Below are 18,183 nucleotides of genomic sequence, written 5' to 3' on the forward strand. Positions count from 1 at the left end.
TCTATCGATCATCCTCCACGCATATCGCGCGGATGGGAATGCGGGCTCCATCCTGTTCTTGCGCGATACCTGCAAGAGGAGATCGGGGATATGACATCTTCCCCTACCAATCACTTTTTGACCGGACGACTGGGTCCGATCTATGCCAAGACCGCCTTGCCCATCATTTTTGTGATGGGCATGAACGGGTGTCTCACGGTGGCCGATGCGCTGTTTCTGGGCCATTTCGTCGGGCCGGAGGCGCTGGCCGCCGTCACCCTGATGTTTCCCGCCTATATGCTGGTGGTGGCGCTGGCGACGCTGGTGGCCAGCGGCATGTCGAGCCGCCTTGCGAGGCACCTCGGGGCGGGCGACACACCTGCGGCGCAGGCGGATTATGCCGGGGCGCACGGGCTGGCGCTGGCGGTTGCGGTGGCGCTGATGGTGGCCTTTGTGCTCTGGGGCGATGCGGTGACGCAGGCCGCTGCCGGGGGCGATGCCACACTGGCCGCCATGGGCCACACCTACCTGCGCATCACCGTGGGCTGTACGCCGCTGCTGTTTGTGCTGTCGGTCAACTCCGACGCGCTGCGCAACGAGGGCCGCGCCGGGCTGATGGCGCTGATGAGTCTTGTGGTCTCGCTCTCCAACATCGCCTTCAACTACCTGCTGATCGCAGAGGCCGAAATGGGCGTGGCGGGCTCGGCGCTGGGCACCGCCCTGGCGCAGGCCCTGGCGCTGGCGCTGATCCTGGGGTTCCGGCTGCGCGGCGAGACGGTGCTGCGCCCGGCCGTGCTGTGGCAGCAGAGCCTGCTGTCGGGCTGGGGGCGGATGCTGGCGCTGGGTGCACCGCAGAGCCTCAACTTCATCGGCATCGCGCTGGGATCGGCGGCGATCATGGTGGCGCTGCAATGGCTGCGCACCCCGGAGTACGCCCAGACCGTCGCGGCTTACGGGGTGATCACCCGGCTTCTGACCTTCACCTTCCTGCCGCTTCTGGGGCTGTCGCACGCGATGCAGAGCATCACCGGCAATCTCTTTGGCGCGGGCGACGGGCCGCGGGTGCGTCAGAGCCTCCGGCTCGCGATCTGGATCGCGCTGATCTACTGCGCGGTGACGCAGGCGACCCTCAGCCTCGGGGCCGGGTGGATCGCGGGCTGGTTCGTCGCCGATCCGGGGGTGATTTCCGAGGTGGCGCGCATCCTGCCGGTGCTGGGCGCGTTGTTTGTGCTGGCGGGGCCGCTGATGATGGTGGCGATGCATTTCCAGGCCATCGGGGATGCGGCGCGGGCGGCGCTTCTGGGGCTGTCCAAACCCTATCTGTTCTCGATCCCGCTGACCTTTGTGTTGGCGGCGCGGATCGGCGAGGGGGGCATCTGGCTGGCGGCCCCGGCGGCAGAGGCGTTGTTGTTGCTGCTGACCCTTGTGGTGCTGTGGCTGCGGCGCCGGTCACACAGGGGCGCCACCGTGCCCCGCGCCGGGGCGGAGGGACGCGCATGAAACCCGCTCTCCCCTCCCTCGCCGAGGCGAAGGTCCGCGCCCGCGACTGGCGTCGCCAGCAGGCCGACGCCGGCACCCCGGTGACCCACAGCGCGGCGCTGGAGCATGTGGCGCATGCGCTTGGCTTTCGGGACTGGAACGCCTGCGCGGCAATGCTGGGCCGGCAGCGGGCGCAGCGCCTTGCCCCCGGCGCCCGGGTGGCGGGCCGCTACCTGTCGCAGCCCTTCACCGCGCGGATCATCCGTGCCACCCCGGCGGCGGGGCGGCACGGCTGGGTCCGGCTGGAACTGGATCTGGATCAGCCCGTGGATGTTGTCACCTCGACGCGGTTTTCCAACCTGCGCCGGCGCATCAGCGGGGTCATCGGCCCGGACGGCCACAGCCGCGAAAAGACCTCGGACGGGCAGCCGCATCTGGTGATCGACCCGGGTGCCCCGGACAGCGACAGCTAGCGGGCGTCTTGGGAGCGTCTGCGGGGGCGCGCGTCTGGGGGACGTCCTGGGGGCACAAACCAAATGGACCGCCGGCATTCTGCGCGGCGGTCCGATGTGCCATGTCCAGACAGCACCTCTGTGATGTGGGGCGATCCCGCTGCCGAGGGCAGCATTACAGGATCGCGTCATCCACTTCGTCATCATGGGCCGGGCCATCGCTGATGACCGAGCCCTCATAAGCCACCTGAGAGGCAAAGCGCGGGCGGGTGAACACGAGATTGTACATGTTTTGCGTGCCGATATTGACCGCAAAGACCGGCTCCACCACGTTCCAGGTTTCCACCACGATCACCCGTTCCTCGTCCGGCATGATGGGCAGCTTGTCGGCGATGCCGCTGACGGTGTCGTCGGTCCAGACGTCCATCTCGTCGCCGCGTTCCACCGACCAGTCGACGTAATAGGCCTCGGTGTCCTCGTCCCAGCGCACCACCGACACCCGCATCGAGATCTCGGTGTCGGAGCGGATCATCGCCTGTGACAGCGCATAGATACTGTCGATGTAGTCGTCGTTCAGCGCCGTCGTCTCGCGCGAGATCAGATCGGCGATCGTATAGGTCGCCTTGCTGTTCACCGCCTCCTGCCGGAACAGGTCAAACAGCGTGTAGGAGACGGCAAAGACGATCAGCAGCAGCGGCAGCGACAGCGCCGCCTCGACAGAGACAAGACCGTCTTCGCGATGCCGGAACCGGCGCAGGGCAGGGAGAATACGCTGAAACATGATCTACTTTGGCTCCTGTACAAAGGCGCTGGCGGCATAGAGGCGGATGCGCCCGTCACCGTCTTTCTGCAACTTGTCGCCCAGCCCCCAATAGGGAAACAGCGGCGAGAAGCTCATGCAGGCGCGCAGGAACATCAGGTCGTTGGAGTCGCCGTTGACGAAGGTGGTGACCGGATTGACCTCCTCGACGGACTCGACGCAATCGGGGGTGGTGTCGACCCCGGCCCAGTTGAACGGATCGAGCTGCACCATTTCCAGCCGCAGCGACTGTGTGCAGGTGGTGACCAGCCCGGTGCGGGCACAGATCGCATCGCGAATGGTGTCATGCTGCATGTTGCCGCCCGTGCCGAGCCGGATGTCGCGCACCGTCAGGTCCACGGCCCGGTCCAGCATCACCTGGCGCAGGGTGATGACGCCCAGCTCCACCGAGGAGAACAGGATCAACATCAGCAGCGGGAACAGCAGCACGAATTCGACCGTTGCAACACCCTCCTCGTGCCGGCGAAACCGGCGCAGGCAGCAGGCAAGCCGCAGGTGACGGGGCAGGCGGCGGGTCATTCTGTCAACCTCAGCTGGCGGATGGCAGAGGCGATCGAGGCAAAGGCGTCCGAAATCTCCAGCCCGTCCACATCATAGTAATGCGAGTCGGAGCTGGCGCATTGACGCAGCACTTCCTGGCCGCCGTAGGGGGCTTCGAAACCGATGGTGAAGACGATGATGCCCGCATCCTTGGCTGCGGTGCAGATCGCCTGCGTCCGGGTGTTCTTGGCGCTGGCGCCCACAGAGTTATAGACGTCGTAGTACCATTCGTCCCGGGCGTCGTAGAAATTCATCCAGTCGTAGAACAGGTAGTAGTAGATGTACTGCAACGGGGTGTCCGCAAACAGCTCGGCAAAGCTCAGCTCCTCGGCCGTGCCGGGTTCGTCCACGGTCACGGTCTTCCAGCGCCCGTAGTAGCAGTAGCCGTTATAGACCGTGCCGGTGCAGACCTCGTCCTCGTAGGAGCCATTGCCATAGGGATGATCCATCCAGCGGTTCTTGTTGTGCCAGTAATATTTGTTGTAGGACCGCTCCGGATTGTAGGTGGAGTAGACGTTCGCGTCCTCATTGTACCAGACTTCTGAATTGCCGCTGCGGCGGCTGTCGTTGACCCGGGGCTGGTGGGTGTTCTGACCGTCGGTCATCAACACCACCACCTTCAGCGTGTCGGTGTCGGAGTAGCTGGTGGGACGGCTGGCAAACTTGGCGTCGACCAGCGCATCCTCACCCACCGTCAGGGCCGAGATGATCGGCTGAACCGACGGGTCGAGCAGCGCAACGCCCCATTTCATGCCGATGTCCAGCGACGTGTTCTCTGAATGGTTGAAATCGTCGATATAATCCTGAAGCGTGTCGACATCGTCTTCGAGCAGGATCGTCGTGCGCTCCGGATTGTCATCATGAGAGGCGCAGGTCGGCTGGTAGACATGCCGATTGTTATCGCGCTGGTCACTGGTGTTCCAGATGCTGAAATGCATCGTGCGTTCATAGGTCTTCAGCGTGCTGAGGCTGGTGGTGGAAAAATCACTGCTGTCGAAATTCAGGCAGTAGGAGTAGTCGTGTTCGTCCTCGACCGAGAGCTGGTCGAGGAACTGCGCCGGCATCGACACCTGGGTCGAGTAGGGCACGATCGACATCGACATCTTGTCGTCCTCGGTATTGTCCGACATGGTCTGGACAAATTCCTTGGCCGCCAGCTTCAGGTTCACCAGCCGGTCGTTGTGCTGCATGGAACCGGACACATCCAGCACCAGCGAGATTTCCACATTGCCGATGCTTTCCTCGGCGGTGGCCGCCGCATAGAGCGGCAGCGGATCCTTGACCCCGGCGACTTGCATCCATTCGGGATCGAAATCGGCATCAACGCTGGCAGAGACCCGTTTCGAGGTGGGCGTCACCTGCGCATCCGGGGTGCGGTAGTATTCGCCAACGCCGGATTTGCTCATGTAGTCCTGCACCACCGCCGCCGGTTCCAGCTCCTGATCGAGGTCGGCAGCCGCCAGCACCGCCCGGTCCAGCGCGTATTGCACATGGGTGCGGTCGCGCTCCAGTCGCACCAGGTCGACCCCGATGCCAAGCACGGCCAGCATGCAGATGAGGGTCACGAACATCGGGTATTGCAGCACACCGCTCTCGTCGGCGCGGAACCGGGCCAGGCCCGCACGTCCGCGCGCCCGCCAGCTGTTCAGGCGCCCTGTTCCGGCCAGAGCTGTCGTCGTCCAGAAACTCACAGTCATGTGTCCATACTTTCCATCGGCCCGCAGGATCCCGGTGCGAACCCGGCGCGATCCCGTGCATCCCCTTGTCGCGGTCAGAATGGTCCACGCGTCCCGTTCCAAAGGGCTGCCAAGCCGTGCGGGTCTGCCCGGTTGGTGCGGGCGGTGACTCGCAGCAGGCAGGGCTGCACAGCTGGTGTCGCGCGGACGTGGTGCCGCTCTTTAGGATTGATTGACAAAGATGGCTGAACTGGGGCAGCTCCGCGCCGCAAATGGCACTTTTCAGAAGAGTTTGAAGCTAATCCCAACAAGCGCCGCGCGGTTGTTTTCAGTCCGGAAACAATCCGCCGGACCGCCGGGAAACGGTGTTCATTTCCGATTCGTTTCCGCTAACGTTTTCAAACTGCCGAAAATTTGTGCAAAAGCCCGGGATAAATGGTCGCAGTCCGTAACGTTCTCTGCATAGATGGGGGGCACCATAACTCCTTGAGTCGTTTCAGAAGGACGGGATCATCCCATGAGCAATCTCAAAGAACCCAGCTTCCGCGAAAGTGTGGATCTCATGTTCAACCGCGCGGTGGCGCTGATGGACCTGCCGCCTGGACTTGAGGAGAAGATCCGCGTCTGTAACGCCACCTACACGGTGCGTTTCGGCGTGCGCCTGCGCGGTCAGATCCATACGTTCACCGGCTATCGCTCGGTCCATTCCGAACATATGGAACCGGTGAAGGGCGGCATCCGCTATGCCATGGGCGTGAACCAGGACGAGGTGGAGGCGCTGGCGGCGCTGATGACCTACAAATGCGCCCTGGTCGAGGCCCCCTTCGGTGGCTCCAAGGGCGGTCTGCGCATCGACCCGCGCCAATACGAAGAACACGAACTGGAATTGATCACCCGTCGCTTTGCCTATGAGCTGGCCAAGCGCGACCTGATCAACCCCTCGCAGAACGTGCCCGCGCCCGACATGGGCACCGGCGAGCGCGAGATGGCGTGGATGGCAGACCAATACGCCCGCATGAACACCACCGACATCAACGCCCGCGCCTGTGTCACCGGCAAACCGCTCAACGCGGGCGGCATCGCTGGCCGGGTCGAGGCCACCGGTCGCGGCGTGCAATATGCGCTGCAGGAATTCTTCCGCTACGAGGAAGACAAGGCCAAGGCCGGTCTCTCCGGCACGCTGGATGGCAAGCGCGTCATCGTGCAGGGTCTCGGCAACGTGGGCTATCACGCGGCCAAGTTCCTCTCGGAGGAGGACGGCTGCAAGATCGTCGGCGTGATCGAGCGGGACGGCGGGCTGTTTGATGAAAACGGTCTCGACATCGAGGATCTGCGCGCCTGGATCGCCAAGCACGGCGGCGTCGATGGTTACCCCTCGGGGCGCTACATCAAGGACGGCGCCAAATATCTCGAGGCCGACTGCGACATCCTGATCCCGGCGGCTCTGGAAGGGGTCATCAACCTCTCCAACGCCGAGAACATCCAGGCCAAGCTGATCATCGAGGCCGCAAACGGCCCGGTGACCGCCGGCGCCGACGAGATCCTGCGCAAGAAGGGCGTCGTGATCATTCCCGACATGTATGCCAACGCCGGCGGTGTGACGGTCTCCTACTTCGAGTGGGTGAAGAACCTGTCGCACATCCGCTTTGGCCGCATGCAGCGCCGCCAGGAAGAGGCGCGCCACCAGCTGGTGGTCGATCAGCTGGAAATGCTGTCGGAAAGCATGGGCAAGGCCTGGTCGCTCGATCCCAAGTTCAAGGAGAAATACCTCCGCGGCGCGGGCGAGCTGGAACTGGTGCGCTCGGGGCTCGATGACACCATGCGCATTGCCTACCAGTCCATGCGTCAGGTCTGGCACGAGCGTGACGACGTCACCGACCTGCGCACCGCCGCCTATCTGGTCTCCATCGACAAGGTGGCCTCCAGCTACCGCGCCAAGGGCCTCTGAGGCGCGCGCAGGGCAATCAACAACAACGGCGGGTCTCCACCCGCCGTTTTTTGTTTCAGCTCCCGTGGAATATGTGCCGTTGTCGCGGAGCGGCGATGTCTCCGCAATCCGGGCCCGCGTGGCTAGCCAAAACCCACGTCGGGTGCGATGACCTGACTGATCCGGCCCCCGGTGTTCACCGCGCTGTAGATCGATCTTGGCGGGCGGGCGGCGCTATCGACGCTGCGGCAGACCCAGTCCCGGGCCTCCATGGATTTCAACGACTGCGACAACGCCCGATCCGTGATCGTCGGCAGCTGCCGCTTGATCTCGGTGAAATGGCTGGGCCGGTGCAGCGATGTCAGAACCGGCAACGTCCATGACCGGCGCAGCAGGGGCCAGTCTTCCTCTGTTGCAACATCGTGGATCTTGTCGGCCAGCGCCGCCACCGTCTTGCCCAGAGGTGTCAGCCGGAATTCCGGCCGCAGCGGGTGGCCGTAGCCCGGGTTGCGCTCCAGCAGGCCCAGGTCGATCAGGTGATCCATGCTCTGTGCAAAGGCGGTCCTGCCGGCCCCCGTCGCCGCCAGCAGCGGCGCCTGTCGCCCGGCGACACCCGAATGCAGGCTCGACAAGATCGGCAGTGCCCAGGCTCGCGAGGTGATGTTGACAAACAGCCTAATGTCCATAAAGTATAGTTAGTATATTTTGAATCATAAGGAAAGCCCATGTCTCTTATTTCAGTCGATCAGACCATCACCCTTGCCCTGTCCGTCACCGACCGCCATGCCAGCGCCGACTGGTATCAAAACATGCTGGGGTTCGAGCTGCTCTATCATGCCGATGACGCGGGCTGGTCCGAGATTCGCACCAACACGCCCGGTGTTGTCATTGGCCTGGGCGAGCACACCCGGCCCGCGCCCGGCAACTGCGTGCCGGTCTTCGGGATCGCGGATCTGGACGCGGCGCGGCAACAGCTGGAGCAGGCCGCGGTGAAATTCGATGGCGAGACGGATGTCGTCGAGGGCATGGTCAAGACCGCGACCTTTTACGACCCCGACGGCAATGCGCTGATGCTGGCGCAGGACCTGACCGGCGCAAACGCGTAACCCGCCGCTTCCGCCAGGCCTCCGCGCCGCGCTTGTGTCTTGCAGGCGAGGCGTTCTTTGCATCCGATGGGCGGGCGCGGCACATTTCAGTGTCGCGCCCGTTTGCGTTGTGTCCGGGCGCTTGGCCGGGCGCGTGGTCGGGCTTGCCCCCGGCGCGGTGATTTTGCTCTAAAATTGCACTGGACATAAGTGCCCAGTTCGTGGCCATCTGCGCAAGAGACTGCCGCGATGTCGCTGGTGGGGCTAGGAGCGGGCGCGCAAACCCGCTAGCACTAGGGCGACAGGGCGGGCCATCCGGCATGGCGCGGCAGCAAGACACCGTTTTGGGGAGTGGGCCATGGGGATTTCAGATCGATTTTCGGGCTGGCGGGTGCTGAAGGAAGGGCTGACCGGCAACAAGGGCTGGACCGCCCATTGGCGCGACCCGGAACCGAAACGCGACTATGACGTGGTCATCGTCGGCGGTGGCGGTCACGGGCTGGCGACCGCCTATTACCTCGCCAAGGAACACGGCCTGCGCAATATCGCGGTGCTGGAAAAGGGCTATCTCGGCGGCGGCAATGTCGGGCGCAACACCACCATTGTGCGGGCCAATTACTACCTGCCGGGCAATTCCGAATTCTATTCCCACTCGCTGAAGCTCTGGGAGGGGATGGAGCAGGACCTCAATTACAACGCCATGATGTCCCAGCGCGGCATTCTCAACCTGTTCCACAACGACGGGCAGCGCGATGCCACCATCCGGCGGGCCAATTCGATCATCAACCAGGGGGACGATGCGGAGATCCTCTATCGTGACGAGCTGAAAAAGCTGGTGCCCTTCCTGAACTACGACAACAACCGCTTTCCAATCATGGGCGCGCTGTTGCAGCGCCGGGCGGGCACCGCGCGCCATGATGCGGTGGCCTGGGGCTATGCCCGCGGGGCGGATCAGTTTGGTGTCGACCTGATCCAGAACTGCGAGGTCACCGGCATCGATGTCGAGGGCGGCAAGGTGGTGGGCGTGCAGACCGCGCGCGGCCCGATCCGGGCCAAGAAGGTCGCTTTGGCGGCAGCGGGCCGGTCGAGCCAGGTGGCGGCGATGGCGGGGCTGACCCTGCCGATCGAGAGCCACGTGTTGCAGGCCTTTGTCTCCGAAGGGCTGAAGCCGGTGATCGACCATGTGATCACCTTTGCCGAGGGGCATCTCTACATCAGCCAGTCCGACAAGGGCGGGCTGGTCTTTGGCAGCTATCTGGATTTCTACAGTTCTTACGCGGCGCGGGGGAACCTGCCGATGCAGGAACACACGATGGAGGCGATCGCCGCCATGGTGCCCGCCGTCACCAAGGCGCGGCTGCTGCGCAGCTGGGGCGGCATCATGGACATGACGCCGGATGGATCGCCCATTATCGATCACACGCCGATCGAGGGGCTCTATCTCAATGCGGGCTGGTGTTATGGCGGCTTCAAGGCGACGCCGGCCTCGGGGCATTGCTTTGCCCATCTGATCGCCACCGACCGCCCGCATGCGGCGGCCACGGGGTTCAAGCTGGACCGCTTCCGCAGCGGCTATGGTCTGATGGATGAGGAGGGCACCGGTGCGCAACATAATCTGCACTAAGCGCCTGTGGCGCAGCTGGGGAGCCTCCGGCGGGGATATTTTTAAGAAGATGAAGGGGCGGTTGTCATGAGGATCACCTGTCCGCTGTGCGGCGCGCGGGATCGGCGCGAATTCACCTACAAGGGCGCGGCCCTGCCGGTGCCGGCGCTGGAGGATGGGGTGGCGGAATGGGACGCGCATGTGCATCTGCGCGACAACCCCGCCGGGCCCCTGGAGGAGCTGTGGCAGCACGAGATGGGCTGCGGCGCCTGGCTGAAGGTCACGCGCAACACCGCCACCCATGAGATGCTGGGCGTGGCGCTGGCGCAGGACGCGGGGCTTGCCACCAAGGAGGGCCAGTCATGAGGATCGCGGGCAAGGGGCTGGTCTCGGGCAATCGGACCGTCAATTTTTCGTTTAATGGCAAGGATTATATGGGGCTGGAAGGCGACACGCTGGCCTCGGCCCTGTTGGCCAATGATGTGCATCTGGTGGGGCGGTCGTTCAAATATCACCGTCCGCGTGGCATCCTGACCGCAGGGTCTGAGGAGCCCAACGCGCTGGTCAGCACCGGCAAGGGTGCGGCGCGCGATCCCAATATTCGCGCCACCCAGCAGGAGCTGTTTGAGGGGTTGGCGGCGCAGAGCCAGAACTGCTGGCCCTCGGTTGAGCGCGATGTCATGGCGGTGAACGATCTGGCCGCGCCCTTTCTAGGGGCGGGGTTTTATTACAAGACCTTCATGTGGCCCGCGCCCCTGTGGGAGAAGGTCTACGAGCCGATCATTCGGCGCGCGGCGGGGCTTGGGGCCTTGTCCGGGGCGGCCAACAAGGACCCTTACGAGAAGGCCTTTGCCTTTTGCGATCTGCTGGTGATCGGGTCTGGCCCGGCCGGGCTGATGGCGGCATTGACGGCGGGGCGAGCGGGGGCAGATGTGATCCTCGCCGAAGACGACAGCCGCATGGGCGGGCGTCTTCTGGCCGAGGTTGAGGAGATCGACGGCAAGCCTGCGCATGTCTGGGTGGCAGAGGCTCTGGCCGAGTTGGAGGCTATGGACAACGTGCGCCTGATGCCGCGCACCGCGGTCACCGGCGTCTATGATCACGGCACCTATTCGGCGCTGGAGCGGGTCTCGCACCACCTGCCGCCGAGTCAGTCCTTGAAGACCGCGCATCGCCCGCGCGAGTGTTTCTGGCGCATCGCCGCGAAAGCCTCGGTGCTGGCGGCGGGGGCCATTGAGCGCCCCATCGCCTTTCGCAACAACGACCGCCCCGGCATCATGATGGCTGGGGCGGTGCGAGCCTACCTTAATCGCTGGGGGGTGGCCCCGGGCGCGCGGGTTACGGTCTTTGCCAACAACGATGACGCCCACCGCACCGCGCGGGATCTGGTGGCGGAGGGCGTGCATGTCACCGCCGTGGTCGACAGCCGCCATGACGCGCCCGACAGCGGCGAATTTCCCGTCATCAAGGGCGCGATGATTTGCGACAGCGCCGGGCGGCACCGGCTGGAGAGCGTCACCATCCGCAGCGTCAATGGCGAGGAAAAGCTGCAAACCGATTGTCTGGCCGTATCCGGCGGCTGGAACCCTTCGGTGCATCTGACCTGCCACATGGGCGCGCGCCCGGAGTGGAACCGGGAGCTGGCGGCGTTCCTGCCAAAACCGGATGCCGTGCCGGGCATGGTGGTCGCAGGGGCCGCCAATGGGGTGTTTTCCACCCATGGCGCCTTGCAGGATGGCGCGCAGGCCGCCGTCACCGCACTGGCCAGAATTGGCACATCGGTTGACGCTGTTCCTTTGCCAGAGGCCAGTGATGCGCCCTACCGGATCAGCCCCTTGTGGGCGGTGCCGGGCAAGGGGCGGGCGTGGCTGGATTTCCAGAACGACGTCACCGTCAAGGATGTGGCGCAGGCGGCGCGGGAGAACTTCCGCTCGGTCGAGCATATGAAACGCTACACCACCCAGGGCATGGCCACCGATCAGGGCAAGAACTCCAACGTGGCCGCCTTGGCGGTGCTGGCCGATGCCACCGGGCGCAGCATTGCGGAAACCGGTGTCACCACCTTCCGCCCGCCCTTTGTGCCCACGTCCATTGCCGCGATGGGGGCAGGGGCCGAGGATCAGGGCTTCAAGCCGCAGCGCTATCTGACCTCGCACAAGGCATCGCTGGCGCGCGGTGCCGCCAATATCGAGGTCGGCCTATGGTATCGCGCCAGCTATTTCGCCAAGGACGGCGAGAGCACCTGGCGGCAATCCTGCGACCGCGAGGTCACCATGGTGCGCAATGCCGTGGGCGTCTGCGATGTCTCGACGCTGGGCAAGATCGACATTCAGGGACCGGATGCGGCAGAGCTGCTGGATCTGGTCTATACCAACCTCTTCTCGACCTTGAAGGTAGGGCGCGTGCGCTATGGTCTTATGCTGCGCGAGGACGGTTTTGTCATGGATGATGGCACCACCGCGCGGCTGGGGGAAAACCACTATGTGATGACCACCACCACCGCCGCCGCCGGGCAGGTGATGGCGCATCTGGAATACCTCACGCAGGTGGTGCGCCCGGATCTTGATGTGCGCTTCACGTCTGTCACCGATCAATGGGCGCAGTTCTCGGTGGCCGGTCCCAAGGCGCGCGATCTGATCGACGGGCTGGTGGATGAGGACGTCAACGGTGAGACCTTCCCCTTCATGGCCTGCGGGGCGATCACCGTGTCGGGCGTGGCCGGGCGGCTGTTCCGGATCTCGTTTTCCGGCGAGCACGCCTATGAGATCGCGGTGCCCGCGCGCTATGGCGAGGCGCTCTATCGCCTGCTGCTGGAGCGGGCTGACCCCCTCGGTGGCGGCCCTTACGGGATGGAGGCGCTGAACGTGCTCCGGATCGAGAAGGGCTTTATCACCCATGCGGAGATCAACGGCACCGTCACCGCCTTTGACCTCGGCATGCAGGGGCTGGTCTCGAAAAAGAAATCCTGCTGGGGCAAGGCTCTGTCGGAACGGGACGGGTTGATGGATGACGACCGGATGCGGCTTGTGGGCCTCAAACCCGTGGGCGCGATGCAGGCGCTCAGCGCCGGGGCGCATCTGTTTGACCCGGACGCCACGGTGGAGCGGGTCAATGACCTTGGCTATGTGACCTCGGTGGGGTTCTCGCCGACGCTGGGGCATATGATCGGGTTGGCGATGCTGTCGGGCGGACCGGACCGGATGGGCGATACCATCCGGCTGGTGGATCACACGCGGGGCATCGACACCCTGTGCGAAGTGGTGAACCCTGTGTTCTTTGACCCTGAGGGAGGGCGCGTTCGTGGCTGAGACTGAGATGCAACTTGCCGCAAAATCCCCCTGCGCGGGGCTGTTGCCGCTGACCATTGGTGATGTGACTCTCACAGAGGACACACCTGCCGCCATGACCCTGATCGCGCCCTACAAGGGGCAGGAAAAACCGCTGAGCGATGCGTTGAACGCCGCGCACGGCATGGGGTTTCCCGCGCCCAATCGCGCCACGGGTAAGGCAGAGGCCCGCGCGATCTGGTTTGGTCGGGCGCAGGCGCTGTTGGTCGGTCCCATGGCCGATCCCAAACTGGCGGCACATGCCGCGCTCACCGACCTCAGCGATGGCTGGGCGGTGGTGCGGCTGGAGGGCGCGCACGCCGAGGAGGTGATGGCCCGTCTGGTGCCCATTGATCTGCGGCCACAGGTGTTCAAACGCGGCCACACCGCCCGCACCGAGCTGAAACACATGATGGCGTCGATCACGCGGGTGGGGCCAAACACCTTGCAAATCATGGTGTTCCGCTCTTTTGCGGCGACGCTTGTTCACGATCTGAAAAGAGCCATGGAAGCCGTGGCGGCACGGGGCTAGATTAACCGGGATCACGAAACTGATTCCGGAGCTGATCCATGATCCGCAAGATCCTCGTCGCCGCGACCCTCGCGGCGCCCCTTCTCGCCACCCCCGGGTTCTCCGCTGCCGAACTGGGCAAGGAGGAAAGCTGCAAATACCAGGGGCAGGTGATGGCCGCCGTGCAACAGGCGCGGCTTGACCGGGTGGCCGAGGACAAGGTCGAAGAGACCATCCGCGCCAGCGATCCCGAATGGCCGGAGAATTTCTCCAATGCGATCCCGCAGCTGACCCAGCACGTCTATCAGATGAAGCGCCGCGATCTGAAGAACATCGACCTGGGCGAGATTTTCGAAACCCAATGCGTCGACAACTGGGACCAGATTCAGGAAATGAAGAAGAACCTCTCTGGAAACTGATCTGAACCTGCGTTTGGGCGGCCCCGCACCGGGCCGCTCATCCCGCACACAACTGGATTTTGTGTGAATGTCGCTGCCGCCCGGATTCCTTGATGAATTGCGCACCCGTGTCAGCCTGACCGACGTCGTCGGGCGCAAGGTCATGTGGGATCAGCGCAAAAGCCAGCCGGGCAAGGGCGACATGTGGTCTCCGTGCCCCTTTCACCATGAAAAAACCGCATCTTTTCATGTGGATGACCGCAAGGGGTTCTATTACTGCTTTGGCTGTCACGCCAAGGGCGATGCGCTGAAATTCGTGCAGGAGACGGAGAATGTCTCCTTCATGGAGGCGGTGGAAATCCTCGCGGGGGAAGCGGGCCTTGAGATGCCCAAGCGCGACCCAAAGGCGGCCGAGAAACAGGACCGCCGCACGCAATTGGCCGAGGTGATGGAACAGGCGGTGCACTACTTCCGCCTGCAACTCAAAACCCAAGGGGCGAGCGAGGCGCGCGCTTATCTGGCCCGCCGTGGGCTGGACCAGGCGGCGCTGGACCGCTGGGAGATCGGTTTTGCCCCCGATGGCTGGCAGAACCTCTGGGATGCGCTCAAGGGTAAGGATGTTGCCGACGATCTGATTCTTGGCGCGGGGCTGGCCAAACCCTCCAACAAGGGCAAGAAGCCCTATGACGTGTTTCGCAACCGGATCATGTTCCCGATCCGTGATGCGCGGGGCCGGGCCATTGCATTCGGGGGCCGCGCCATGGACCCCAATGACAACGCCAAATACCTGAACTCGCCGGAAACCGAGCTGTTTGACAAGGGGCGCAACCTCTACAACCACGGCCCCGCACGGGCGGCCTCGGGGCGGGGCAGCACGCTGATCGTGGCCGAGGGCTACATGGATGTGATCGCGCTGTCCGAGGCGGGGTTCGCCTCTGCCGTGGCGCCCCTGGGCACGGCGGTGACGGATAATCAGCTGCATTTGCTGTGGCGGATGTCGGACGAGCCGGTGATTGCGCTCGATGGGGATACCGCCGGTCTGCGCGCGGCGATGCGGCTGATCGACATGGCGCTGCCCTTGCTGGAGGCGGGCAAGAGCCTGCGCTTTGCCATCATGCCCGAGGGCAAGGATCCGGACGATCTGCTCCGCGCCGAGGGGCCGGAGGCGGTGCAGGCGGTGCTGGATCAGGCGATCCCGATGGTGCAACTGCTGTGGCGTCGCGAGACCGAGGGCCGCGTCTTTGACAGCCCTGAACGCAAGGCGGCGCTGGACAAATCCCTGCGCGAAAAGATCAAGCTGATCCGCGATCCTTCGATCCGCCTGCACTATGCCGAGGACATCAAGGAGCTGCGCTTTCAGCTCTTTCGCGGCAACCGCGGTGGCGGCGGGCAGGGGGGCACCGGCTATGGCCAGCGTCCCGGTGGCTACCAGCCGCGCTCCCGTGCCCAGGGCGGGTTTCGCGACGGCCAGCGGGTGCCCTGGGGCGCGCCGCCGCCGCCGCGCAGCACCACCCGGGCCTCGATCGTGGCCGCGGCCGAGGAGCAGGAGTTCGCCCGGGTGCGCGAGGCGGTGATCCTGGCCACCGCGATCACCACCCCGACGGTGATCCCAGAATTCGAGGTCAACCTGGAACGGCTGCAATGCCAGGACATGGAGCATGCGCATCTGCGCGACCTGATCCTGCGCTATGGAATCGACGCGCCGGAGCGGCTGCGCGATGAAATTGCCTATGCTCTGGGGCCGGATGCCCTTGAAAACCTGCTGTCGCTGCGCCATGTGGCTATTAGCCCCTGCGTGCGAAAACCCGGCGATCTGGATATGGCCAGCCTGACCCTGGCGGAGGAATTCGCAAAACTCGAAAGCATGGCGGGGCTTCATGCCGAGCTGGCGGAAGCCGAGGAGGATCTGGACGGTCTGGCGGACGAGGCCCTGACCTGGCGTTTGCGTCAGGCGGCAGAGGCCCGCAACCGGGCTGTACGCAGCGAGAATGAGGACAAGGCAACATATGATGTGGGTGAAAACGGGGCGCGACTCAATCGGGATGAGCGCGATGCCTTCGGCGACCTGCTCAAGCGAATCGGTTTCACTGGCGAATGACGAATCAGCGATGTTTGTGGCGGTCAACTGTGACCCCGACGCCGCGATGAGTCGTTTTGCTAAGGAAGCCTGAAGAAAAATTGGGTAAACGGGGTGACGAATCAGATGACCGCTCTAAAGATTCGCTCCACCCGAATCGCCCGCAGCCCCTTAGAGGAGCAATGAATGGCCGCCAAAGATACTGACGACCGCAAGCCTGACGACCAGGAGCCTGAAATCTCGCTCGACATGAGCCAGGCCCAGGTCAAGAAGATGATCGCCGAAGCCCGTGAAAAGGGCTACATCACCTACGATCAGCTCAACCAGGTCTTGCCGCCGGATCAGGTCTCCTCCGAACAGATCGAGGACGTGATGTCCATGCTGTCGGAAATGGGCATCAACATCATCGAGGATGAAGAGGCCGAGGAGGAGGAGAACAAGGGATCCACCGAGCTGGTCTCCACCGAATCCAACCGCGAAGTGGCGGTGGCCGGGGCCCAGGCGGAGAAGCTGGACCGCACCGACGACCCCGTGCGCATGTACCTGCGCGAGATGGGCTCGGTCGAGCTGTTGTCGCGCGAGGGCGAGATCGCCATCGCCAAGCGCATCGAGGCCGGTCGCAACACCATGATCCTCGGGCTCTGCGAAAGCCCGCTGACCTTCCAGGCGATCACCATCTGGCACGACGAACTGCTGTCCGAGGACATTCTGCTGCGCGACGTCATCGATCTGGAGGCCACCTTTGGCAACCAGATGGATGAAGAGGGCGACGTGGCCGAGCCGGTCGTCGACACCAGCGCCGTTGCCGGTGCCGCCAAGCCGGAAAAGGACAAGGACGCCAGCCCGGAGCTGGACGCCGACGGCAACCCGATCCTCAACAACGACGACGATGACGACGATGATGACGATCAGGCCAACATGTCCCTCGCGGCCATGGAAGCGGCGCTGAAGGATCGGGTGCTGGAAACGCTGGAACGGATCTCCAGCGACTTTGCCATGCTGTCGGAAATGCAGGACCTGCGGATCTCGGCGACGCTGAACGAAGACGGGTCTTTCTCGGCCGAGGACGAGGCCAAGTATCAGCAGCTGCGCTCCGAGATCGTTGAACTGGTGAACGGGCTGCATCTGCACAACAACCGCATCGAGGCACTGATCGACCAGCTTTATGGCATCAACCGCCGCGTGATGCAGATCGACAGTGCCATGGTGAAGCTGGCCGACCAGGCCCGCATCAACCGCAAGGAATTCGTCGACGCCTATCGGGGCCGCGAGCTGGACCCGAACTGGCTGGCGGAAATGGGCGAAAAGCCCGGTCGCGGCTGGCAGATGTTCATCGAACGCTCCACCGACAAGGTTGAAGAGCTGCGCGCCGACATGGCGCAGGTGGGCCAGTACGTCGGTCTCGACATCTCGGAATTCCGCCGCATCGTGCAGCAGGTGCAGAAGGGCGAAAAAGAGGCCCGTCAGGCCAAGAAGGAAATGGTCGAGGCCAACCTGCGCCTCGTGATCTCCATCGCCAAGAAATACACCAACCGTGGCTTGCAGTTCCTTGATCTCATTCAGGAAGGCAACATCGGCCTGATGAAGGCCGTGGACAAGTTCGAATACCGCCGCGGCTATAAATTCTCGACCTATGCGACGTGGTGGATTCGTCAGGCGATCACCCGCTCGATCGCCGATCAGGCGCGCACCATCCGTATCCCGGTGCATATGATCGAGACCATCAACAAGCTGGTCCGCACCGGCCGTCAGATGCTGCACGAGATCGGCCGCGAGCCGACGCCGGAAGAACTGGCCGAAAAGCTGCAGATGCCGCTGGAGAAGGTCCGCAAGGTGATGAAGATCGCCAAGGAGCCGATCTCTCTCGAGACCCCGATCGGGGACGAGGAAGACAGCCAGCTGGGCGATTTCATTGAGGACAAGAATGCCGTGCTGCCCTTGGACAGCGCCATTCAGGAAAACCTCAAGGAAACCACCACACGGGTCCTGGCCTCGCTCACCCCGCGCGAGGAACGGGTTCTGCGGATGCGGTTTGGCATCGGCATGAACACCGACCACACGCTCGAAGAGGTCGGCCAGCAGTTCTCGGTGACCCGCGAACGGATCCGTCAGATCGAGGCCAAGGCGCTCCGGAAGCTCAAGCATCCGAGCCGGAGCCGCAAGCTGCGCAGCTTCCTCGACCAGTAAGCGCGACCAGACTGGCGCGACCAGACTGGCGCGATCAGGTCGGCGCGAGCCGTCCGGCGCGACAGGACTGGCACATCAAAACGGGCGTCCCTCGCGGGGCGCCCTGTTTTTTGCGACAATCGG

At 63.9% G+C, this 18,183-nt stretch carries 15 protein-coding genes; 11 read left to right on the forward strand and 4 right to left on the reverse strand.

All coding sequences use genetic code 11. From position 1 onward, the window contains the following. Positions 1-90 precede the first annotated feature (90 nt). Both ACXAF5_RS06100 and ACXAF5_RS06105 read left to right on the forward strand, forming a co-directional pair. A complete protein-coding gene (locus ACXAF5_RS06100; protein ID WP_474945924.1) occupies positions 91-1,479 on the forward strand; it encodes an MATE family efflux transporter in 1,389 nt (462 codons plus the stop codon). Further along, entirely contained in the window at positions 1,476-1,931 is a 456-nt protein-coding gene (locus ACXAF5_RS06105) for a glyoxalase superfamily protein (protein ID WP_474945925.1), read from the forward strand. The genes ACXAF5_RS06100 and ACXAF5_RS06105 overlap by 4 nt, the downstream gene beginning before the upstream one ends. Positions 1,932-2,085: 154 nt before the next feature. On the opposite strand, the gene ACXAF5_RS06110 is transcribed toward ACXAF5_RS06105, so the two are convergent. From ACXAF5_RS06110 to ACXAF5_RS06120, 3 genes are read right to left on the reverse strand one after another with little or no spacing between them, the layout of a single operon-like run. Further along, entirely contained in the window at positions 2,086-2,691 is a 606-nt protein-coding gene (locus ACXAF5_RS06110; protein ID WP_474945926.1) for a TadE/TadG family type IV pilus assembly protein, read from the reverse strand. A gap of 3 nt (positions 2,692-2,694) precedes the next feature. Then, a complete protein-coding gene (locus ACXAF5_RS06115) occupies positions 2,695-3,249 on the reverse strand; it encodes a TadE/TadG family type IV pilus assembly protein (protein ID WP_474945927.1) in 555 nt (184 codons plus the stop codon). Continuing rightward, positions 3,246-4,967: a TadE/TadG family type IV pilus assembly protein gene (locus ACXAF5_RS06120; RefSeq protein ID WP_474945928.1), complete on the reverse strand. Its 1,722-nt coding sequence runs from the start codon at positions 4,965-4,967 to the stop codon at positions 3,246-3,248. The genes ACXAF5_RS06115 and ACXAF5_RS06120 overlap by 4 nt, the downstream gene beginning before the upstream one ends. A 496-nt stretch (positions 4,968-5,463) precedes the next feature. On the opposite strand from ACXAF5_RS06120, the gene ACXAF5_RS06125 reads away from it, so the two are divergent. Then, the gene (locus ACXAF5_RS06125; RefSeq protein WP_239323027.1) at positions 5,464-6,894 is read left to right on the forward strand and encodes a Glu/Leu/Phe/Val family dehydrogenase; all 1,431 of its coding nucleotides are present in this window, start codon (positions 5,464-5,466) and stop codon (positions 6,892-6,894) included. Positions 6,895-7,016: 122 nt separating this feature from the next. Here the strand turns inward: ACXAF5_RS06125 and ACXAF5_RS06130 are convergent, their stop codons facing one another. Next, a complete protein-coding gene (locus ACXAF5_RS06130) occupies positions 7,017-7,559 on the reverse strand; it encodes a winged helix-turn-helix transcriptional regulator (RefSeq protein ID WP_474945929.1) in 543 nt (180 codons plus the stop codon). Positions 7,560-7,598: 39 nt separating this feature from the next. Here ACXAF5_RS06130 and ACXAF5_RS06135 point away from each other — a divergent pair, with 39 nt between their 5' ends. The 8 genes from ACXAF5_RS06135 (at position 7,599) to rpoD (ending at position 18,060) form a co-directional block, all read left to right on the forward strand. Continuing rightward, positions 7,599-7,979: a VOC family protein gene (locus ACXAF5_RS06135; protein ID WP_474945930.1), complete on the forward strand. Its 381-nt coding sequence runs from the start codon at positions 7,599-7,601 to the stop codon at positions 7,977-7,979. A gap of 337 nt (positions 7,980-8,316) precedes the next feature. Then, positions 8,317-9,582, forward strand: coding sequence for a sarcosine oxidase subunit beta family protein (locus ACXAF5_RS06140; protein WP_239323030.1), 1,266 nt, complete (start codon positions 8,317-8,319; stop codon positions 9,580-9,582). Positions 9,583-9,648: 66 nt separating this feature from the next. After that, on the forward strand, positions 9,649-9,927 hold the full coding sequence (locus tag ACXAF5_RS06145) for a sarcosine oxidase subunit delta (protein ID WP_474945931.1): 279 nt from the start codon (positions 9,649-9,651) through the stop codon (positions 9,925-9,927). Continuing rightward, a complete protein-coding gene (locus ACXAF5_RS06150; protein WP_474945932.1) occupies positions 9,924-12,869 on the forward strand; it encodes a sarcosine oxidase subunit alpha family protein in 2,946 nt (981 codons plus the stop codon). Before ACXAF5_RS06145 ends, ACXAF5_RS06150 begins: the two co-directional genes overlap by 4 nt. Before the next feature lie 7 nt (positions 12,870-12,876). Then, a complete protein-coding gene (locus ACXAF5_RS06155) occupies positions 12,877-13,419 on the forward strand; it encodes a sarcosine oxidase subunit gamma (RefSeq protein ID WP_474947807.1) in 543 nt (180 codons plus the stop codon). A 38-nt stretch (positions 13,420-13,457) separates the two neighbouring features. Continuing rightward, positions 13,458-13,817, forward strand: coding sequence for a hypothetical protein (locus ACXAF5_RS06160; protein WP_474945933.1), 360 nt, complete (start codon positions 13,458-13,460; stop codon positions 13,815-13,817). A gap of 67 nt (positions 13,818-13,884) precedes the next feature. Further along, positions 13,885-15,894 carry a DNA primase gene (gene dnaG, locus ACXAF5_RS06165; protein WP_474945934.1) on the forward strand — a complete coding sequence of 670 codons (2,010 nt, stop codon included), beginning with the start codon at positions 13,885-13,887 and terminating at the stop codon, positions 15,892-15,894. A gap of 165 nt (positions 15,895-16,059) precedes the next feature. After that, positions 16,060-18,060 carry an RNA polymerase sigma factor RpoD gene (rpoD, locus tag ACXAF5_RS06170; RefSeq protein WP_239362855.1) on the forward strand — a complete coding sequence of 667 codons (2,001 nt, stop codon included), beginning with the start codon at positions 16,060-16,062 and terminating at the stop codon, positions 18,058-18,060. The last annotated feature ends 123 nt before the right edge of the window (positions 18,061-18,183 follow it).

It is taken from the genome of Epibacterium sp. ABV4_022 (assembly GCF_056159345.1).

What these genes read in the sequence shown, in the direction of transcription:
- ACXAF5_RS06125 (WP_239323027.1), top strand. Translation starts at nt 5,464, where the DNA reads ATGAGCAATCTCAAAGAACCCAGCTTCCGCGAAAGTGTGGATCTCATG.
- ACXAF5_RS06100 (WP_474945924.1), top strand. Translation starts at nt 91, where the DNA reads ATGACATCTTCCCCTACCAATCACTTTTTGACCGGACGACTGGGTCCG.
- ACXAF5_RS06120 (WP_474945928.1), bottom strand. Translation starts at nt 4,967, where the DNA reads ATGACTGTGAGTTTCTGGACGACGACAGCTCTGGCCGGAACAGGGCGC.
- ACXAF5_RS06110 (WP_474945926.1), bottom strand. Translation starts at nt 2,691, where the DNA reads ATGTTTCAGCGTATTCTCCCTGCCCTGCGCCGGTTCCGGCATCGCGAA.
- ACXAF5_RS06140 (WP_239323030.1), top strand. Translation starts at nt 8,317, where the DNA reads ATGGGGATTTCAGATCGATTTTCGGGCTGGCGGGTGCTGAAGGAAGGG.
- ACXAF5_RS06130 (WP_474945929.1), bottom strand. Translation starts at nt 7,559, where the DNA reads ATGGACATTAGGCTGTTTGTCAACATCACCTCGCGAGCCTGGGCACTG.
- dnaG (WP_474945934.1), top strand. Translation starts at nt 13,885, where the DNA reads ATGTCGCTGCCGCCCGGATTCCTTGATGAATTGCGCACCCGTGTCAGC.
- ACXAF5_RS06155 (WP_474947807.1), top strand. Translation starts at nt 12,877, where the DNA reads ATGCAACTTGCCGCAAAATCCCCCTGCGCGGGGCTGTTGCCGCTGACC.
- ACXAF5_RS06135 (WP_474945930.1), top strand. Translation starts at nt 7,599, where the DNA reads ATGTCTCTTATTTCAGTCGATCAGACCATCACCCTTGCCCTGTCCGTC.
- rpoD (WP_239362855.1), top strand. Translation starts at nt 16,060, where the DNA reads ATGGCCGCCAAAGATACTGACGACCGCAAGCCTGACGACCAGGAGCCT.
- ACXAF5_RS06160 (WP_474945933.1), top strand. Translation starts at nt 13,458, where the DNA reads ATGATCCGCAAGATCCTCGTCGCCGCGACCCTCGCGGCGCCCCTTCTC.
- ACXAF5_RS06150 (WP_474945932.1), top strand. Translation starts at nt 9,924, where the DNA reads ATGAGGATCGCGGGCAAGGGGCTGGTCTCGGGCAATCGGACCGTCAAT.
- ACXAF5_RS06145 (WP_474945931.1), top strand. Translation starts at nt 9,649, where the DNA reads ATGAGGATCACCTGTCCGCTGTGCGGCGCGCGGGATCGGCGCGAATTC.
- ACXAF5_RS06115 (WP_474945927.1), bottom strand. Translation starts at nt 3,249, where the DNA reads ATGACCCGCCGCCTGCCCCGTCACCTGCGGCTTGCCTGCTGCCTGCGC.
- ACXAF5_RS06105 (WP_474945925.1), top strand. Translation starts at nt 1,476, where the DNA reads ATGAAACCCGCTCTCCCCTCCCTCGCCGAGGCGAAGGTCCGCGCCCGC.